Genomic DNA, 16,968 nt, shown 5'->3' with positions numbered 1-16,968 from the left:
AAAAGACCGTTACGGCTTTTCATTTGGCAGTAGGGACAAACCGAGTTCGTCATGCTGTCAACGTAGTTGTCATCGACGTTATCTAGACGGAGGTTAATGGTTCGTCGTTGAAGCGTCTGATATTCTTTGTGGCAGTCCAGTCAGTAAATCGTTACAAACTCAGGTGGCATTGTCATTGGGCTACTTCCTTTTAAGTCATGAACTTCCGTTAAGTTCTCTTAAAATAATACCGCTTTTTAACGCTGTTGTTTGAGTTTTATATATTGTCTTAGCCTTTTCTGTTCTGGGCTCATTGGCGTCCTTAAATTTGATTTAAAAGCTCTATCTCCGGTGTTTGCTAGCATATGCAACATGCTCTTAAACTCGGCTTGAGAACCATTTAAGTTATCAAAATACGGTGCAGGGTATACGGGCGCGTGTATGTGGAACTTGAGGTGTGGGGCTGCGATATCTTTGTAATAGTGATCTAGGGCCGATTGAATCAGCAGCAGAGCCTCTACGCCTTCATATTCGGCAATACAGTATTTGGTTGCTTCTAATTCAACGCGGTATTTACCCACGATATCAGTGATCGCCAAGTTGTGTGTTTGGTTGGACTGGCTGCTTAGTTCTCCAATTTGTAGATAAGCGGTAAGGGCATTCTCCCACTCAGATTGCTTGATGGGGAAATCGTATCGTTTGTTGAAGTACCAAATGAATACGTTCACCAAAGCGTTTACGCGTACCGCCAGTTTGCCCTCTTTAGTTTTTGCGCCTGTTGAACGCCCCCCATGCAATTTACAGCGTCCATTCATCTTGTTGCCATAGCGCTGGCATTTGCCTCCACTTCGAGTTTTGGCCCCACAACGGGGTAAGTTATCTAGGTTGAATCTTGTCACTATGGACTCCTAATTGATGATCACTTGGAGGTAAAACACAGTGATCATCTTCGGTTCATGGGCTTTGTTTTGCAGCGTGATCATTACATTGTTGCACTCTGAGTTTTTTCGCGTGGGAGTCTCTGAGTGAAAGTTGCACGCTACGGTTCGCGTTTGTTTTGCCTACCTGTTGCCGCGGTGTTTTTTACTCTGATGAGTGATCATTCAACTCACGGTGGGTGATCTGTATTCTCGGTTCATGGGCTGCTAGAGAGTGATCTCGGGACAGATACAGAGAGGCGTTATTCGGCTTAGCTAATAGCTCGTTAGTTCTTGATGCTAGGCACTCTTTGAATTGCAGTTCATGAGCTAAGGTTTCAAACCAGCAATGTGGGTTAACGTGGCGTTTGCTGGTAATTGCAGCTTTGGCGCTTTCATTTAGGTTCATAAAATCGATTTTCTTTTTGTGTTTCATATAGGTGATATCAGGTGCCACCAGCATGAGATCGTTGCCGGGTTCGAAGTGGACTGCTGGTGGATATTTATTGCTGATGAAGCCTTTTGTTTTGCCATTTCTTTCTTTGGAGTGCTCTTTTGCAAGGTAGCTAGAGCGATAGATTGCTGGCCTAAGAGAAGATTTATTACCGCGATATACCAGACAAAATGGACGGGGAACTTGTGCGGTGTGACCGCCGGAGTATTGATTCCATGCGATACCTAGCAGCGATAGGAGTTTGTGCGCATGGCGAATTTTGTGCCCGCTCAGCATTAGTTCAACGTGATAGTGCTCGCGGTTTGAAGTCTCCTGCTCACGAGCGCAGTGGTACATCACTTTACAGCCATATTGTTCACGCATTTTTTTAACCTGCTGTTCTAAGAACTGAGTAATTGCCTCGTTAGTTGGTGAGAATGACTTAGGGTGAAGATCTATTCTTGCCACAAGAACACGACTGTAGTGACTTAGCATTATCTCGTAGTCAGCAATGATTGCTTTGACGACTTTGTTGATTAAGCCTTTGCTCTTAGGTCGGTAGACTTCATAACAATGATCTTTGTATGCATAGATCCTGTGATTGTGCTTATTAATGCAAAATCCGTTATTCGATGGTTTCTGTTTAGTCGGATTCATTTTCTTGGTGTTCTTCATGTTGTTGCCAGATGCTTGATTATTCGACGGCGCTATGCGGGTATATTATTTAATATCCGCTATGGGTTGAGCCTGTTTTATGGCGCTATCCCATGGTTTATAGGCAGTTATGCTGTTTCGTATCGGCACGTTATCGTCCGTAACGTGTTTCAATGCGTTGCGGCCGTTGCTATAAAAAAAGCAGGACTCAGCCTGCTTCTTACTAAGGAAATTTCTCTACGACTTTGCTAGCCAGTTGTGAATATCTTCAAAGCGCCAGTAAGAACGACCACTTTGCACTAGCGTTGGTTTGGGAAACTTGCCGCTCTTTATCCAACGCCATAGCGTTGTTCGCTTAATTCCTAATAGCTGCTCTAGCTCCGGCTTTCTAACCAGTCGACTATTTTCGATATAAAGTGCGTAATAATTCGGGGCTTTATTAGTCATTGGCAGCTCCTGAATTTGCGTATTCGCGGGAGGCAACCCACTCATTGAGTTCTGACAACAGCCAACCAACATTATTGCTATGTGGGAATAACTGACGGCGTTTAGGGAACAAACCTCGACGTTCTAGATGCCAAGCTGTTGTGCGTCCTACAGCGGTAATTAGCTTGCGTTCTGGCTCTCGTACGATTCGGTCTTGTGTGGTTTGAGTGTTTGAATTCATGAATAAACTCCATTCGTTTTAAGTTAACGTTATTTGAGGCTGTTCGGCCTCGTTTGATGGAGTGATTATTCGTTATAGGCTCTGGCCGTAATAGAAAGGTGGCCTAGCGACCACCTATTTATTTTTTAACCAATTTTACTGAAAAAGAGGGGCAAAGGTCGCAAGTTGATCTTCGGGAAGCTGTCTAAATTCTTGTTTAGGTGCACCAGCGTTACGCCCAGCATCTTGGGGAATAGTATTGTCGATAACACATTGAAGAAGTTCTGATTTTCTATCTTTGGGAAATGGTATTTTTGCATTGATACAACGTAATTCAATCCACTCGATAACCTTACTTAGTGGATAAGGATAGTTAGCTGTATTCGCATAAAAGTCACCTAGTACTTTTACAAGGATGCTTAACGATCGACCATATTTTTTGTTGCACACAGCCATGGCTTTTAACTGCTCTGACTGAATTTTATTCAAACCTGTTTCAAACATGAATTGGTCGGCCATGGCTTTGTTGTGCTGACCGACACAATAGAACAGAGCAGAAAGTAAGTACTCAAGACGTTGTTGCAAATCGAGTAGGCAAGCTAAGCATTGTTCGTACTCTTTGGATTTACCTTGGTGTTGTTGGAGTAGTTCTTCCACTCTTTTTTGCAGTGATACTCGGCTTTGAACTGCTTGTTTAAATTTCTCAAATACTGCGAGTGTTTGATTCCATTCGGTCGGTAATTCTTGTTCTACATGGTCGTAAAACATTGCGGGATTAAGTTCTTTAACCCGTGCTATCTCCGTTTCTAGGCTAGTGGCAATGTTTAGCGCGGTATCGTGCTGAACATCAAGCTCCTCACTTCTTGGACCATAGTTATCTAGTTGGATTTGATACTTAAAATACAAAGCAGATTTCATTTAATTTCCGTTAACAATTGGCTCTAAAAGGTTTGCGACGAGGTTGTGCGCGTCGCGGCGCTCATCAAGGTAGTCATAGCGGTCGTAGCTCCCTTCGACTCCTTTTAATTTGTGGTTTAGGCAACGTTCGGCCACATGGCCGGGAACACCAAGCTCAGCGAGTAAACTGCGAAAGCTGCGGCGTAAATCGTGGATGGTGAAATGTTCGATACCTGTTTCTTCGAACGCATTTTGATAGTCACGCGTGCCACCATTAAGTGGCTTACCAAATAACTTGGATAGCGCATGATTTAAGGTGTCGGCGGATATATGTGGCCGCTTGCCACCAGCTTTGCGAGTGGGGAATAGATACTCGGAGCCAAAGGCCCGTTGTTTCAGTTCTGCTAGCCAAGGAATCACGGCATCCGCAAGAGGAATGGTAATCGCGGCACCTGTTTTGCTACGGCTGGTGGACAATTGCCAAAGTTGCTTTTCAAAGTCGAACTCTTCCCATTTCGCCGCGATCAATTCATTTTTGCGTACACCAAGGGCTAGCAATAACGCGACTGCGAGATAATTGTCACGGGTAAAAGCCGCAGGATTAGCGCGCAGGATAGTAAACAGCTTGGCGATTTCTTCACGGCTCAATGCGCGTTCGCGACTTTTCTCAATGCCACCAGCATCACTTACATTAAACGGGCTTGCAGGGTTACTTCTAGCTAGGTCGAGTTTGCAGGCATGGTTGAATAGCTGCTTGCAGTACATCAAGGTATCGTTAGCGGTGGTAGGGCGGTTACTTTGTTGGACTTTCTGAATAATGTCCCTGATATCTCTCGCGCTCACATCTTCAATAGGATACTTACCGATGAGCGGTTTAATTTCTTTCTCGTAAATGCGCTTGGGAATATTTGGGTACTTGAGACGCTTGGCAAGATCTTGATACCAGTCTTCAAACAACTCGTTGATGGTGTTGATCGGCGCGCGCTGGTTTTTCTGTTTTTCTACCTGTGGGTCAATGCCGTTTTTCGCTTCAACCTTCACACGCAGGGCTTCAAGTTTCGCATCCGCGAGGCTCACTTGTGGGTATTGGCCTAGTGCATAGAACTTGCGTTTACCATGAATGGTATAGCGCACTTCCCAAGATGCCTTACCTGCCGTTTGTATACGGATATAAAGCCCATCCCCGACGGGTTTCCTAACTATCTCACCAGACTTTATAAGTGCTTTAATTTGTTTGTCATTCATGTGGTTACGATTAAAGTGGTTACTAATTTTGATATTTTGGAGTGTTTTTGTGGTTACTAAAGAGTCTAGTAACCGTTTTAGTAACCGCTTTTATCTTAACAGTCACGAACAACTATAAACAGGGGTAAATAAAAAACCCTCTTAAATCGAGGGTTTGTGGTGGTTTTTAGAACTTGGGCGAACGCCAGGAAACATCACTCGACGTTTTGGATCTGCTCGCGCATCTGTTCGATAAGTACTTTTAATTCAACGGCGGCGGCGGTGATCTCAGTAGAGATCGATTTTGAGGCGAGGGTGTTAGATTCGCGATTGAATTCCTGCATCATAAAGTCGAGGCGACGGCCTTCGGCGCCGCCTTTTTTGATGATGCGACGGGCTTCTTTGACGTGAGTTTCTAAACGGTCCATCTCTTCAGCGACATCAAGCTTTTGTGCTTGTAATACCATCTCTTGTTCCACACGCGCTGGGTCGAGTTCACCTTGAACTTCGGCGAGGCGGTTGGTGAGTTTTTCACGTTGCCATTCAATGACTTTTGGCATGTGTTCACGCACGATGGCAATTTGTGCTTCAACAGCATCCAAACGGGTGGTGAGCATGTCGGTGATAGCGGCGCCTTCGCGGCTGCGGGCTTCAATAAACTGGTCGAGCGCATTGTTAAATACGGTCAGCATCTCGTTGCCAACGGCTTCCATATCTTGTTCGGCACCAGCCACAACACCTGGCCAGCGTAATACATCAACGATGTTAAGATGGCCTTCGCGGGCTTCATCTTTCACCCATTGCGCGGCTTTGAGTAGTTGGCGGGCTAAATCTTGGTTAATACTTAGCTCACTTTGTTGGGTGCTGGCTAGGTCATAACGTAGGCCAACTTCGACCTTGCCGCGGTTTAAACGCTTGCGCAGTAACTCGCGCAGTGCTGGCTCTAAAAAGCGCAATTGCTCGGGCAGCCGAAAGTAGGTTTCGAGATAGCGTTGGTTTACAGAGCGCAGTTCCCAAGACGCGGTGCCCCAGTCGGCTTTATGTTCGATGCGGGCATAGGCGGTCATGCTATGGATCATAAGTAAATCCTGTTACTGGCAAAATTGAATCAGTGATTATAAACCCGTGGCGGAAGTGATTAAAGCAACATAGTCTCTGCCATGGCACTTAGTGGGCGTACGCCCTATAATACACGCTAAATTTTTTCTGAAGGAAGTCACCATGCGCCCTAGTAATCGAGCACCTGCTCAAATTCGTCCAGTCACTATTACTCGCCAATATACCGCCCACGCTGAGGGTTCAGTATTGGTTGAGTTTGGTGATACCAAAGTGCTGTGTACTGCCAGTTTTACTGAAGGCGTACCGCGCTTTTTGAAAGGACAAGGGCAAGGCTGGGTGACCGCTGAATACGGTATGTTGCCGCGTTCAACCCATAGCCGTATGGATCGTGAAGCGGCGCGTGGCAAGCAGTCTGGTCGCACACAAGAGATCCAACGTCTGATTGGTCGCTCGCTGCGTGCTGCGGTTGATATGAAGCTGCTGGGTGAAAACACTATCGTTATCGACTGTGATGTTATCCAAGCGGATGGCGGTACGCGTACTGCCTCTATCACTGGTGCGTGTGTGGCACTGGCTGATGCGTTGAACTGGGCGCGTGCTAAAGGCATTATCAAAGCGAATCCACTGAAATTCTTGATTGCTGCGGTTAGCGTAGGTGTTTACAACGGTGAACCTATCGCTGATTTGGAATACGTTGAAGACAGCGCAGCTGAAACCGACATGAACGTGGTGATGACTGAAACCGGTAAGATGATTGAAGTGCAGGGCACCGCAGAAGGCGAACCATTTAGCCACGAAGAGTTGCTGTCAATGCTGGAGCTGGCGAAGCACGGCATTCGCGAAATCATCGACGTACAAAAAGCTGCCTTAAGTTAATCTGCTAAGTTGAATTTGGAGCGATAGTGAAAGCTTACCAACGTGAATTTATTGAATTTGCTCTTGAGCGTAATGTATTGCGTTTTGGCGAATTTACCCTGAAATCTGGCCGTAAAAGCCCTTATTTTTTCAACGCGGGCTTGTTTAATACTGGTCGCGATTTGGCGCGTCTTGGCCGTTTTTATGCGTCAGCGTTAGTGGATGCAGGTATCCAATACGATGTGCTGTTTGGCCCTGCGTACAAAGGGATCCCGATTGCAACGACCACTGCGGTTGCTTTGGCTGATCATCATGACGTTGATACGCCTTACTGCTTTAACCGTAAAGAGAAAAAAGACCACGGCGAAGGTGGCACTCTGGTGGGTAGCGAGCTGCAAGGTCGCATTATGCTGGTGGATGATGTGATCACTGCTGGTACTGCGATTCGTGAATCGATGGAAATCATTCAGCAAGCGGGCGCAACGCTGGCGGGCGTGCTGATTGCATTGGATCGTCAAGAGAAGGGCAAAGCTGAGCTGTCGGCGATCCAAGAAGTGGAACGTGACTTTGGCTGTGAAGTGGTTTCTATCATCAAGCTAGCGGATTTGGTGGCTTATCTGGAGCAAACCGCAGGTAAAGAAACTGAATTGGCCGCAGTAACAGCATATCGCGAGCAATACGGTATTTAATTAGCCGGTTGCACCTCTAAGAGAGCAAAAAGCCTGACGCATGTTTAATACAGCAGTCAGGCTTTTTTGTCGGTGCGATAAAGTGCTCGCTAAAGCAGCGAACTAAACCTGATGCAAAAACTCCGCACGGGTGGCCGGGTTAGATTTGAAAATCCCACCAAGCGCTGTAGTGGTGGTTGAGCTGGTGGAATCCATCACGCCGCGGGATTTCACACAGTAATGCACCGCGTCCATTTTCACCGCCACGTCTTTGGTTTCCAGCAGTGCTTGCAAGGCGACTAACACTTGTTGGGTCAAACGTTCTTGCACTTGGGGACGCTGGGCGAAGAAACGCACGATGCGGTTGATCTTCGACAGGCCGATAATCTTCTTACGCGGCAAGTAAGCAATGGTGGCTGTGCCATCAATGGTCACCAAATGGTGCTCACAGGTACTGGTCAGACTGATGTCCTGCACGCGCACCATCTCATCAAAGCCCATTTTGTTTTCAATGACGGTGATTTTAGGGAAGTTGGCGTAATCCAACCCCGAGAAAATTTCATCAACGTACATTTTGGCGATGCGTTTTGGCGTGTCGGCAAGGCTGTCATCGGTTAAATCTAATGACATTAGCTGCAGGATTTCACGCATATGCCCTTCAATCTTGCGCTTACGTTCTTCTGGGCTAAGTTCGCACGGCACCATCGGCGTTTCTAGACCGCGCTCTTCTAACGCTGAGCGTACGGTAATGGCTGCTTCACTTAATGATGACATCGATAATCTCCTTCGGGCTAACATCCCCAAATGCTGTATCAGCTTGTGACGATACTCACATTATATACGGGGGGCGAAGCATAGCGCGAAACCGGGTAAATTCACATAAAAAAGACAAAAAATAACCGCCAAATTTGGCGGTTATAGTTATCGATAAATCCGTTACTGCAAGCTTTGTTGCAGAAAGTCTGCCATCTGCTGATACATCTGTGCTCGGTGTTTATTATCGTAAAAGCCGTGGCCTTCATCATCCATGATAAGTGTTTGATATGGATATTTAATGTCGTCCAAGGCATCGGTTAGCGCTTCCAGTTGATCGATAGGTGCACGTTCATCATTGCCACCGTGAACCAACATCAGCTTTGCCTTGAGTTGATTAACATGTTTGCTGGGCGACATCGCATCAAGTAGCGCTTTGTCATCGCCTAACACGGTATGAAGATAAGCATTGCCGTAATCGTAGCGTTGGACGTCGCCTTCTTCGAACATCATCTTGAGATCATAAACGCCAGCGATGCCAACAGCGCATTGGAATAAATCCGGCGCTAACTCGGCACTCATCAGCGCAGAGTAACCACCAAAGCTACCTCCGACAATGCAGATTTTATCTTTGTTGGCAAAACCTTGGTCGATCATCGCTTTAGTGGCGTCAATAATATCGTGTTGAATATCGCTCCCCCACTTGCGATAACCTGCCCGCTCAAACGCTTCACCATAACCGCCTGAGCCGCGGTAGTTGACTTGTAGCACCGCGTAGCCAAGTGAGGCCAAAAATTGGTTTTGACTATCAAATTGCCAATAGTCCCGTATCCCGTGTGGACCGCCATGCGGATTAACAATCAGCGGCAAGTTTTTGGCTTCTTTGCCTTCGGGCAAAGTGAGAAAACCCTGTAATTCAATACCGTCTCTCGCGGTGATTTTAATCGGTTTCACTTCCGCCATTTTGTTTGGATTGATATTTGCCTGCGCATCTGCGAGCAATTTTAGCGTGTTGTGAGTGATATCGTAGAGGTAGTAACGCCCCGGTGTGAAACTATCGAATGCGACAATAATCAGTTTGCTAGCATCGCGTGTTTCACTGACGATGCGTACTTGGTAGCCTGCAAGACTTTGCAACAAATCTTTCAGCTGTTTGGTACGGGGATCTTCCATATTTACAAAGGCGTAGTAGGGATAACCCGGCTCGAATTCCACCGCAAATAGCGACTTGGTTTGCTGATTAATCCAAAAATGCGATGGAGAAACTTTTGCATCATTTACCACCAGCTGCTTTTCACCATTAGTCACATTGACTTGATAAACTGATGTCGGTTCGCCGTTTTCTGCTTCCGTGGCATAAATAACATTGGGATCGGTGGTGAGTGAAATAGGGCTAAAGCCAGCTAGCCCGAGTTTTTCTAGATTGACCCAGTCCTCGCCTTTGCGCATGAAAATATGATCTTCATTGTTACGATCAGTACCACCGATAAAGCGAATATCACCACTGTCATCCACAATGTATTTGGGCAAAGCGATTGGCGTTGTGAGTAACTTGGTCCGGGCGCCAGTATATACGTTGACTTTATAGACATCATGGCGACGATCATAATCCAGTCGTGTGCTACCTGACCAAGGTAAGGCATCGATCAGCATGTTATCCGCATCATTTCTGAGCGGATCTAAAATGCTCGAAGTGGCCCGCAATTCAGTTTCATGGGTTTTAATTCGAGTGCCGATTGAGGCTACACTGCCTTGATAACCAACGAGATAGGTGGGCTTGCTGCCGTCGGCGTTTACGGCCATGATTTCACCGTAGTACAGCGGCGAATCGCTCCAGCCTTTTAAGTATTCCTTGGTAACCACAACGCGCTCATCATTGACCCACGCATAGTCACCTACTTGCGCATTACCTGCAAAGAACACCACGTGTTTAGGTTTCATGTTTTCAGTGCTAAAGATAGCCAGCTTCTGTAAGCCATCTTTATCTTTCATTTTTACGCTGATGTAATCGCCGCCGGGAGAGATCTTCATGGCGGAATATTGGCTGCCTTCACTAAATAATTCGGCGGGTGTTTGGGCCCAAACGCAGGTGGAACTGAACAGCAGAAATAGCGCGAATAGTGTGGTGTTTCTCATGTATGCATCCCTGTAAAAACCATCGGCATACATTCCGTAAACATCCGTTGCCGATGGACGGCTTATTGTAAGCACAATGGCAACAAGTTGAACAGCAGCAAACTTGATGTAACTCTCAGATTAACAAGTGAAATTATAAACTGTCAGCTGCTGATGTGGCGGTTTGGGAGGGGATGACGGCAAGTATTGCGCTTTTGAGGAATGTGAAAAGCACGAACACATCGCCAATGGATATGTTCGTCCTTCTTTCGTCCATCAGCTCTGCAGCAGTTGATTTTGAATAAACTGCCATTGTGCATCAAAGTGGCTGGTGGGTTTCACTTTAAACTCACTACGCACAAACTGGGCGATGTGGCCTTCAGCAATGGCAAGCAGCATGTTGGCCAGAATCGCTTCATCTAAGTGGAACTTCTGTCCTTCGCGCAGTGATTTTTCGCGGAGGATCTGCTTCAGATGCGTTTCAACCTTGGCAAACAGTTGATTGATACGGTCGCGTAATCGCTCGTGTTCGCCTAGCAGGGCATCGCCGTTTAACAGGCGTGAGATGCCGGGATTTTTCTCGGCAAATACCAACAGCAGATGCAACATCAACTGACAACGGCGCATGGTGTCTTTCTCTTCCGCCATGATGAGATTGATGCGCGTCAGCAGTGACTCTTCGATAAACTCGATCAGCCCTTCGTACATGCGGGTCTTGCTAGGAAAATGGCGGTAAAGCGCCGCTTCAGAAACGCCAACTTCGGATGCCAGTTTGGCAGTAGTGATACGTTGTCCGGGGTTGGTCTCCAGCATCTGCGCGAGACACTGCAAAATGTGCTCACGCCGATTAAATTTTTCTTTTGTGGCCATACTGCTTACACCTAATTAGCGCGTGCCTGAATGGCCAAAACCACCTTCACCACGCTCGCTGGAATCAAACTCTTCCACCACATTAAATTGTGCTTGTACAACAGGAACAAACACCAGTTGCGCCAGACGGTCACCAGCGTTGAGCGTAAATGGCTCGCTGCTGCGGTTCCAGCACGACACCATCAGCGGGCCTTGATAGTCGGAGTCGATCAAGCCAACTAAGTTACCCAGCACGATGCCGTTTTTGTGGCCTAAGCCAGAGCGCGGCAGAATAACCGCCGCCAGTGATGGATCGGCCACGTGAATGGCGATTCCAGTAGGAATAAGGATGGTTTGCCCCGGAGCAACGGTGAGTGATGCGTCATCAATCATCGCGCGTAAATCCATGCCGGCACTGCCGCTAGTCGCGTAAGCAGGCAAGGGAAACTCGTCGCCAATACGGCGGTCGAGAATTTTGACTTCAATTGGAGTTTTCATGGTGATTTATTTTATCAGCGATAAGTTTTAATAATTGTTTTGCGAGCGCTAGTTTATCGGTTGCTGGCAATTCTTCACAGTCCGATTTTGTAAATACCTGCAGCGCATTGTTATCTGAATTGAACCCAAGTCCTTGCTTTGAAACGTCATTTGCCGCAATCATGTCGAGATTTTTACGGGCAAGTTTTTGTTTGGCATATTGTGCAACGTTTTGTGTTTCAGCGGCGAAACCCACAGTGTACGGCCTTACATCAAGCGCTGCGACGCTGGCGAGAATATCGGGGTTTTGCACTAAGGTGAGTTGCAGCGTTTGCTCGGCTGAGGTCTTTTTCAGCTTCTGCTCGGCGGCGGTAGCCGCGCGATAATCGGCCACCGCGGCGCAGCCGATAAAAATATCTTGTTGATTGACGTGTTGCATCACGGCGTCAAACATCTGCTGCGCTGATTCTACATCTATCCGTTTGACGCCAGCTGGCGTGGTCAGATTCACCGGGCCACAGACTAACGTGACTTCAGCGCCCATAGCGGCAGCAGCAGCGGCAATGGCAAAGCCCATTTTGCCGGAGCTGTGGTTGGAAATATAACGCACAGGATCGAGCGCTTCGCGGGTTGGTCCGGCGGTGAGCAGTAGCTTTTTGCCGGCAAGAATTGGCGCTTCAAAAAACTGCTCGGCTAACTCGACAATATCATCTGGCTGCAGCATGCGGCCGGGGCCGACTTCGCCACAAGCTTGGCTGCCACTGGCTGGGCCCCAAATGTGGATACCACGTTGGCCGAGCACCGCAATATTTTCCTGAGTCGCGGCGTTCAAATACATCTGTTGATTCATGGCCGGGCACACCGCAATGGGCGCGTTGCTGGCAAGGGCGAGTGTGGTGAGCAACTCGTCAGCCATGCCGCTACGCATTCTGGCGATGACATTGGCAGTTGCGGGGGCGATGATAAACAGATCGGCCCAACGGCCAAGTTCAATATGGCTCATGCCCGCTTCTGCGGCCGGATCAAGCAGTTCAGACGCCACGGGATGGCCGGAAACCGCTTGCATGGTCAGCGGCGTAATAAATTCTTTCGCGCTTTGGCTCATCACCACGCGGACTTCTGCGCCGCGGTCTTTTAAGCGTCTGACCAATTCGGCGCATTTGTAGGCGGCAATGCCACCGCCGATCCCCAGCAGTATCTTTTGATTTGTTAGGCTCATAGCTTATAAATTGCACTAGGAAGTAAGCGCTAACCTTAACATAAAGCAGTAACATCAGGGCAGAGTACACACAGCAAATTATCGGGCATACTCACTACTTGCAAGGTGAGCGCGTGATCGGTCGCAAATCCGCAGCAGGTTAGCGCACCTTGATACATCTGGCAGTAAATCGCGAAAGGAGTCGCATATGGCAATAAAAGATTGGCCAAACGGTGAAGGACCACGAGAAAAACTACTGCGTAGCGGCGCGGAAACATTAAGTGATGCGGAACTTATCGCCGTATTGCTGCGTAATGGGTTGCCGGGACAAGATGCGGTCGAGTTGGGGCGAACTTTGTTAGCGGAGTTTGGTTCGCTGCGACAAATTTTGTCGGCACCGCTGCAACAAATCCGTCGAATTCCCGGTCTTGGTCCAGTGAAATTTGCCCAATTGCAATCAGCTGCTGAAATTTCGCGCAGAATTTCACGCGAAAAGCTACAAAGAGGCACGGTTTTGACAAATCCTGATTTAACTCGTGACTATTTAATGAGACAATTGTCCGACCGTGCATATGAAGTGTTTGCAATGTTATTGCTGGACAGTCAGCACAGGGTGATTCAGTTCGTAGAATTATTTCGTGGGACATTAGATGCCGCATCTGTGTATCCACGAGAAGTTGTCCGTCTTGCTTTGGAAAAACAGGCTGGTGCCGTGATAGCTTGCCATAACCATCCCTCGGGTGTGGCAGAGCCCAGCATGGCGGATAGAAGAATAACTGAGCGATTAAAATGTGCGCTGGCCACCATTGATGTTCCCCTGTTGGATCACATGGTTGTAGGGGATTTAGAGATCGTCTCCTTTGCCGAACGCGGATGGTTGAATTGATCGAGTGCTTGATCTTTCTTCAATTATCCTGTATAACATGCGCCCTCTTTGTGCCTCGGGCGACGGCCATACGGGGTACATTAATGCTCGAGCGTTAAAATTGTTTTTTGGAGAAGATTGACATGTCTAGAGTATGCCAAGTTACTGGCAAGCGTCCTATGGTTGGTAACAACCGTTCGCACGCGAAAAACGCAACTCGTCGTCGTTTCTTGCCTAACCTGCAGAACCATCGTTTCTGGTTGGAAGACGAAAAGCGTTTCGTACAACTGCGCGTTTCCACCAAAGGTATGCGCATTATCGACAAGAAAGGTATCGAAGTAGTTGTTGCTGAACTTCGTGCCCGTGGCGAGAAGGTGTAATAGAAAATGGCTAAAGCTAAAGGCAATCGTGAGAAGATCAAATTGGTATCATCTGCCAAGACTGGTCACTTCTACACTACCGAAAAAAATAAACGTAACATGCCTGAAAAAATGGAAATCAAAAAATTTGATCCAGTGATTCGTCAGCACGTTATCTATAAAGAAGCCAAAATCAAGTAATCGATTCGATTATGTTGGATTCTGAGAAAAGCCTCTGTTTTTGCAGAGGCTTTTTTATTTGGCTTTTTCATCAAACCGTCGCACACTAATGCCATTCTCCATAAAAATCCGCCGGCTATCACTCCAAGTGAATTTCAGTTTGAGTGAAAATAAATGCTTTAATAGTGAATTAAAATGCATTAGCATGGCGCCTGTTTAATCGGCCGTTGTCCTTAAACGTGCCGAACGCTTGCAGAAGGTGATATTAACGGTGCGTACCACAGAATTGGTTGACGGATTCCGTCATTCAGCTCCTTATCTTAATGCCCATCGTGGCAAAACATTTGTCGTTATGTTGGGTGGTGAAGCCATTGAAGATGGCAATTTTCGCTCCATCATTAACGATATCTCGTTGTTACATAGCCTTGGCATCAAAGTGGTGTTGGTATATGGCGCGCGGCCGCAAATTGATGCAGCGCTGGAAGCCAATGCGATTGAACCGGCTTATCACAACGGTGTGCGCATCACCGACGACAGCACGCTCAAAGTGATCAAACAAGTCGCAGGGGCGCTGCAGTTTGATATCACCGCGCGTTTATCTATGAATTTATCCAACACGCCAATGCAAGGGGCGCAGATCAACGTGGTCAGCGGTAACTTTGTCATTGCGCAGCCATTGGGCGTGGATGACGGCATCGATTATTGCCTGTCTGGCAAAGTGCGCCGTATTGATACCGCAGGGCTGAAACAGCAGCTTGAGAAAAACAGCATCATTTTGATGGGGCCGATTGCTGCGTCAGTGACTGGTGAAAGTTTTAACTTAACCGCTGAAGAGGTGGCCACGCAGGTCGCCATTAAGCTGAAAGCGGATAAAGTGATTGGTTTTAGTGCCGATCACGGCGTGAAAGATGAGCAAGGCGAAGTGATTGCCGAACTGATGCCAAATGATGCACAGCGCATGCTGTCTATTTTGGCGGAGCAGGAAGCTGACCGCAGCACCTTAGCCTTTTTGAAGGCTGCGATTGATGCCTGCCGCGCTGGCGTGCCACGCTGTCACTTGGTGAGCTATCACGAAGATGGTGCGTTGCTGCAAGAGCTATTTACTCGCGACGGCATCGGCACTCAGATTGTGACTGAAAGTGCTGAACGTTTGCGTCGCGCCTCAATTTCTGACATCGCTGGACTTATCGATTTGATCCGACCATTAGAGCAGCAGGGTATTTTGGTACGCCGCTCACGTGAGCAGTTGGAAATGGAGATCGAGCAGTTCATGATCATCGAACGTGATGGCATGGTGATTGGCTGCGCGGCACTCTATCCATTTGAAGAGGACAACGCTGGTGAGTTTGCCTGCCTCGTGGTGCATCCGTCATATCGTGATATGGACCGCGGCAGCTTGCTGCTGAAAAACATTGTTAACCAAGCTAAAGTCCGTGGTTATTCGCGTTTGTTTGCCTTGACGACTCGCAGCATTCACTGGTTCTTGGAACATGGTTTCCAGATGGTGGATGTGGATGCGTTGCCCACCAAGAAAAAGCAGCTGTATAACTATCAGCGCCGTTCAAAAATCCTCGCACTCGATTTGTAATCCGTTCTTGCAGAGTAGGGCTGACATCATATGTTGGCCCTGTTCATACTTCACCATACCCACTCAGCGGGGATATGGCACATCAAACTTCTGCGTTGGCCCCTGTTGTTTCGGCGGCTCATTGGCGCTTGGCTTATTTTGCTCATTGTCATGATGTGGTTTGCGTAGCCGCGGCAAATGCTCGCCGCAGCGAGCTACGTTTGGCTTAGTTTAGTCATCGCGGCGGTGAGTCTTATCGATAGGGGCCAGCGGTGCTAAAGCAACTACGCCATAGCCAAGCGGCGACGGCGTCGTAGCATATCGAAGGTAAAGATGAGCAGCGCACTCCAGATGAAACCGAAGGTGATGCTTTTTTCCATATCAAACGGTTCTCTAAACACCAGTACGGCCATGATAAACATAATGCTTGGGCCAACGTATTGGAAAAAGCCTAACGTACTCAATGGAATGCGCACTGCTGCGCCAGCAAAGCATAACAGCGGAATGGTGGTAATCACGCCTGCGGCCGCCAACAACATGTTGAGTTGCCAGCCGTTGCTGAGCAGATGCGATGCGTGTTCACCATCAGCAAACCATAACACCAACAACGCTGGTGGCAGCAAGATGGCGGTTTCCACCACCAGCCCGGTCATCGCATCAATATTGACCTTTTTGCGTAACAAGGCATACAGGCCAAAGGTGCCTGCTAACGCCAGCGATACCACTGGAATCGAACCGAACGATATCACCTGAATCGCGACGCCTGTCGCGGCCATTGTCACCGCAAACCACTGTAACTTACTCAGACGTTCAGAGAGAAACAGCAATCCTAGCACCACGTTCACCAACGGATTGATGAAATAGCCAAGGCTGGCATCGAGCAAGTGGTTGTTGTTAACTGCCCAGATAAACAGTAGCCAGTTGGCGGCAACGAGGATGGAAGTGGTGGTGAGCACCATGACCTGTTTCGGTTGCTTCAGTACTTGGCGCACTCGGCCATAGCCGCCCATCAGCAGAATGATGGCAACCATCAGCACAAACGACCAAATAATGCGATGCACCAGAATTTGTACCGGCGCAATTTGATCAATCAGTTTGAAATAAAGCGGGGCAAATCCCCAAATGATGTACGCGCAGAGTGCTAGCACAATTCCTTTGCGGTATTCCGTGTCGGCCATGGTGATTACTGATGTTTACGAGGGAAATCGATTGTGCGGGCTAACGTAGTGTTACACAAGTAAAAGATGAATTATCTCGTCGCCGTGGCGCGGCG

General features: G+C 47.8%; 19 protein-coding genes. 6 read left to right on the top strand and 13 right to left on the bottom strand.

What is annotated here, in order from left to right; genetic code table 11:
• Positions 1-236 precede the first annotated feature (236 nt).
• The 7 genes from L9G74_RS15400 to L9G74_RS15370 form a co-directional block, all read right to left on the bottom strand.
• Entirely contained in the window at positions 237-878 is a 642-nt protein-coding gene (locus L9G74_RS15400) for an HGGxSTG domain-containing protein (protein WP_238897313.1), read from the bottom strand.
• A 184-nt stretch (positions 879-1,062) separates the two neighbouring features.
• Positions 1,063-2,004, bottom strand: coding sequence for a YagK/YfjJ domain-containing protein (locus L9G74_RS15395; protein WP_238897312.1), 942 nt, complete (start codon positions 2,002-2,004; stop codon positions 1,063-1,065).
• Between the two features lie 216 nt (positions 2,005-2,220).
• Entirely contained in the window at positions 2,221-2,430 is a 210-nt protein-coding gene (locus tag L9G74_RS15390) for a helix-turn-helix transcriptional regulator (RefSeq protein WP_238897311.1), read from the bottom strand.
• A complete protein-coding gene (locus L9G74_RS15385) occupies positions 2,423-2,650 on the bottom strand; it encodes a helix-turn-helix transcriptional regulator (RefSeq protein WP_238897310.1) in 228 nt (75 codons plus the stop codon). The genes L9G74_RS15390 and L9G74_RS15385 overlap by 8 nt, the downstream gene beginning before the upstream one ends.
• Positions 2,651-2,785: 135 nt before the next feature.
• The gene (locus L9G74_RS15380) at positions 2,786-3,547 is read right to left on the bottom strand and encodes a hypothetical protein (RefSeq protein WP_238897309.1); all 762 of its coding nucleotides are present in this window, start codon (positions 3,545-3,547) and stop codon (positions 2,786-2,788) included.
• The gene (locus L9G74_RS15375) at positions 3,548-4,771 is read right to left on the bottom strand and encodes a tyrosine-type recombinase/integrase (protein WP_238897308.1); all 1,224 of its coding nucleotides are present in this window, start codon (positions 4,769-4,771) and stop codon (positions 3,548-3,550) included.
• 194 nt (positions 4,772-4,965) lie between these two features.
• The gene (locus L9G74_RS15370; RefSeq protein WP_238897307.1) at positions 4,966-5,829 is read right to left on the bottom strand and encodes a YicC/YloC family endoribonuclease; all 864 of its coding nucleotides are present in this window, start codon (positions 5,827-5,829) and stop codon (positions 4,966-4,968) included.
• A 142-nt stretch (positions 5,830-5,971) separates the two neighbouring features.
• Here L9G74_RS15370 and rph point away from each other — a divergent pair, with 142 nt between their 5' ends.
• Together rph and pyrE are read left to right on the top strand one after the other, a co-directional pair.
• On the top strand, positions 5,972-6,685 hold the full coding sequence (rph, locus tag L9G74_RS15365; protein ID WP_238897306.1) for a ribonuclease PH: 714 nt from the start codon (positions 5,972-5,974) through the stop codon (positions 6,683-6,685).
• Positions 6,686-6,711: 26 nt separating this feature from the next.
• Positions 6,712-7,353 (top strand): orotate phosphoribosyltransferase, encoded by a 642-nt coding sequence (gene pyrE / locus L9G74_RS15360; RefSeq protein ID WP_238897305.1) that lies wholly within the window; start codon positions 6,712-6,714, stop codon positions 7,351-7,353.
• Positions 7,354-7,455: 102 nt separating this feature from the next.
• On the opposite strand, the gene folE is transcribed toward pyrE, so the two are convergent.
• The 5 genes from folE to coaBC form a co-directional block, all read right to left on the bottom strand.
• Complete coding sequence (folE, locus tag L9G74_RS15355) at positions 7,456-8,106, bottom strand: GTP cyclohydrolase I FolE (RefSeq protein ID WP_238897304.1); 651 nt, start codon at positions 8,104-8,106, stop codon at positions 7,456-7,458.
• Between the two features lie 162 nt (positions 8,107-8,268).
• Entirely contained in the window at positions 8,269-10,221 is a 1,953-nt protein-coding gene (locus tag L9G74_RS15350; protein WP_238897303.1) for an alpha/beta hydrolase family protein, read from the bottom strand.
• A gap of 255 nt (positions 10,222-10,476) precedes the next feature.
• Positions 10,477-11,070, bottom strand: coding sequence for a nucleoid occlusion factor SlmA (slmA, locus tag L9G74_RS15345; protein WP_238897302.1), 594 nt, complete (start codon positions 11,068-11,070; stop codon positions 10,477-10,479).
• Positions 11,071-11,085: 15 nt separating this feature from the next.
• The gene (gene dut, locus L9G74_RS15340) at positions 11,086-11,547 is read right to left on the bottom strand and encodes a dUTP diphosphatase (protein WP_238897301.1); all 462 of its coding nucleotides are present in this window, start codon (positions 11,545-11,547) and stop codon (positions 11,086-11,088) included.
• Positions 11,531-12,745, bottom strand: a complete 1,215-nt coding sequence (coaBC, locus tag L9G74_RS15335; RefSeq protein WP_238897300.1) for a bifunctional phosphopantothenoylcysteine decarboxylase/phosphopantothenate--cysteine ligase CoaBC — start codon at positions 12,743-12,745, stop codon at positions 11,531-11,533. The genes dut and coaBC overlap by 17 nt, the downstream gene beginning before the upstream one ends.
• Before the next feature lie 187 nt (positions 12,746-12,932).
• Here coaBC and radC point away from each other — a divergent pair, with 187 nt between their 5' ends.
• The 4 genes from radC to argA all read left to right on the top strand — a co-directional run bounded on the left by radC (position 12,933) and on the right by argA (position 15,716).
• Entirely contained in the window at positions 12,933-13,610 is a 678-nt protein-coding gene (gene radC, locus L9G74_RS15330; protein ID WP_238897299.1) for a RadC family protein, read from the top strand.
• A gap of 122 nt (positions 13,611-13,732) precedes the next feature.
• Positions 13,733-13,969: a 50S ribosomal protein L28 gene (gene rpmB, locus L9G74_RS15325; protein WP_028769274.1), complete on the top strand. Its 237-nt coding sequence runs from the start codon at positions 13,733-13,735 to the stop codon at positions 13,967-13,969.
• A gap of 6 nt (positions 13,970-13,975) precedes the next feature.
• Positions 13,976-14,149 (top strand): 50S ribosomal protein L33, encoded by a 174-nt coding sequence (gene rpmG / locus L9G74_RS15320; RefSeq protein ID WP_007651290.1) that lies wholly within the window; start codon positions 13,976-13,978, stop codon positions 14,147-14,149.
• Positions 14,150-14,399: 250 nt separating this feature from the next.
• The gene (gene argA, locus L9G74_RS15315) at positions 14,400-15,716 is read left to right on the top strand and encodes an amino-acid N-acetyltransferase (RefSeq protein WP_238897298.1); all 1,317 of its coding nucleotides are present in this window, start codon (positions 14,400-14,402) and stop codon (positions 15,714-15,716) included.
• 263 nt (positions 15,717-15,979) lie between these two features.
• Here the strand turns inward: argA and rarD are convergent, their stop codons facing one another.
• Complete coding sequence (gene rarD / locus L9G74_RS15310) at positions 15,980-16,873, bottom strand: EamA family transporter RarD (protein WP_238897297.1); 894 nt, start codon at positions 16,871-16,873, stop codon at positions 15,980-15,982.
• Positions 16,874-16,968: the final 95 nt, after the last annotated feature.

Origin of the sequence: Shewanella electrica, assembly GCF_022321485.1 — a bacterium.
In the GTDB taxonomy this organism is placed as follows: domain Bacteria; phylum Pseudomonadota; class Gammaproteobacteria; order Enterobacterales; family Shewanellaceae; genus Shewanella; species Shewanella electrica.
Note: the sequence above shows the minus strand (reverse complement) of the source record. Positions and strands in the feature narration are given on the sequence as shown.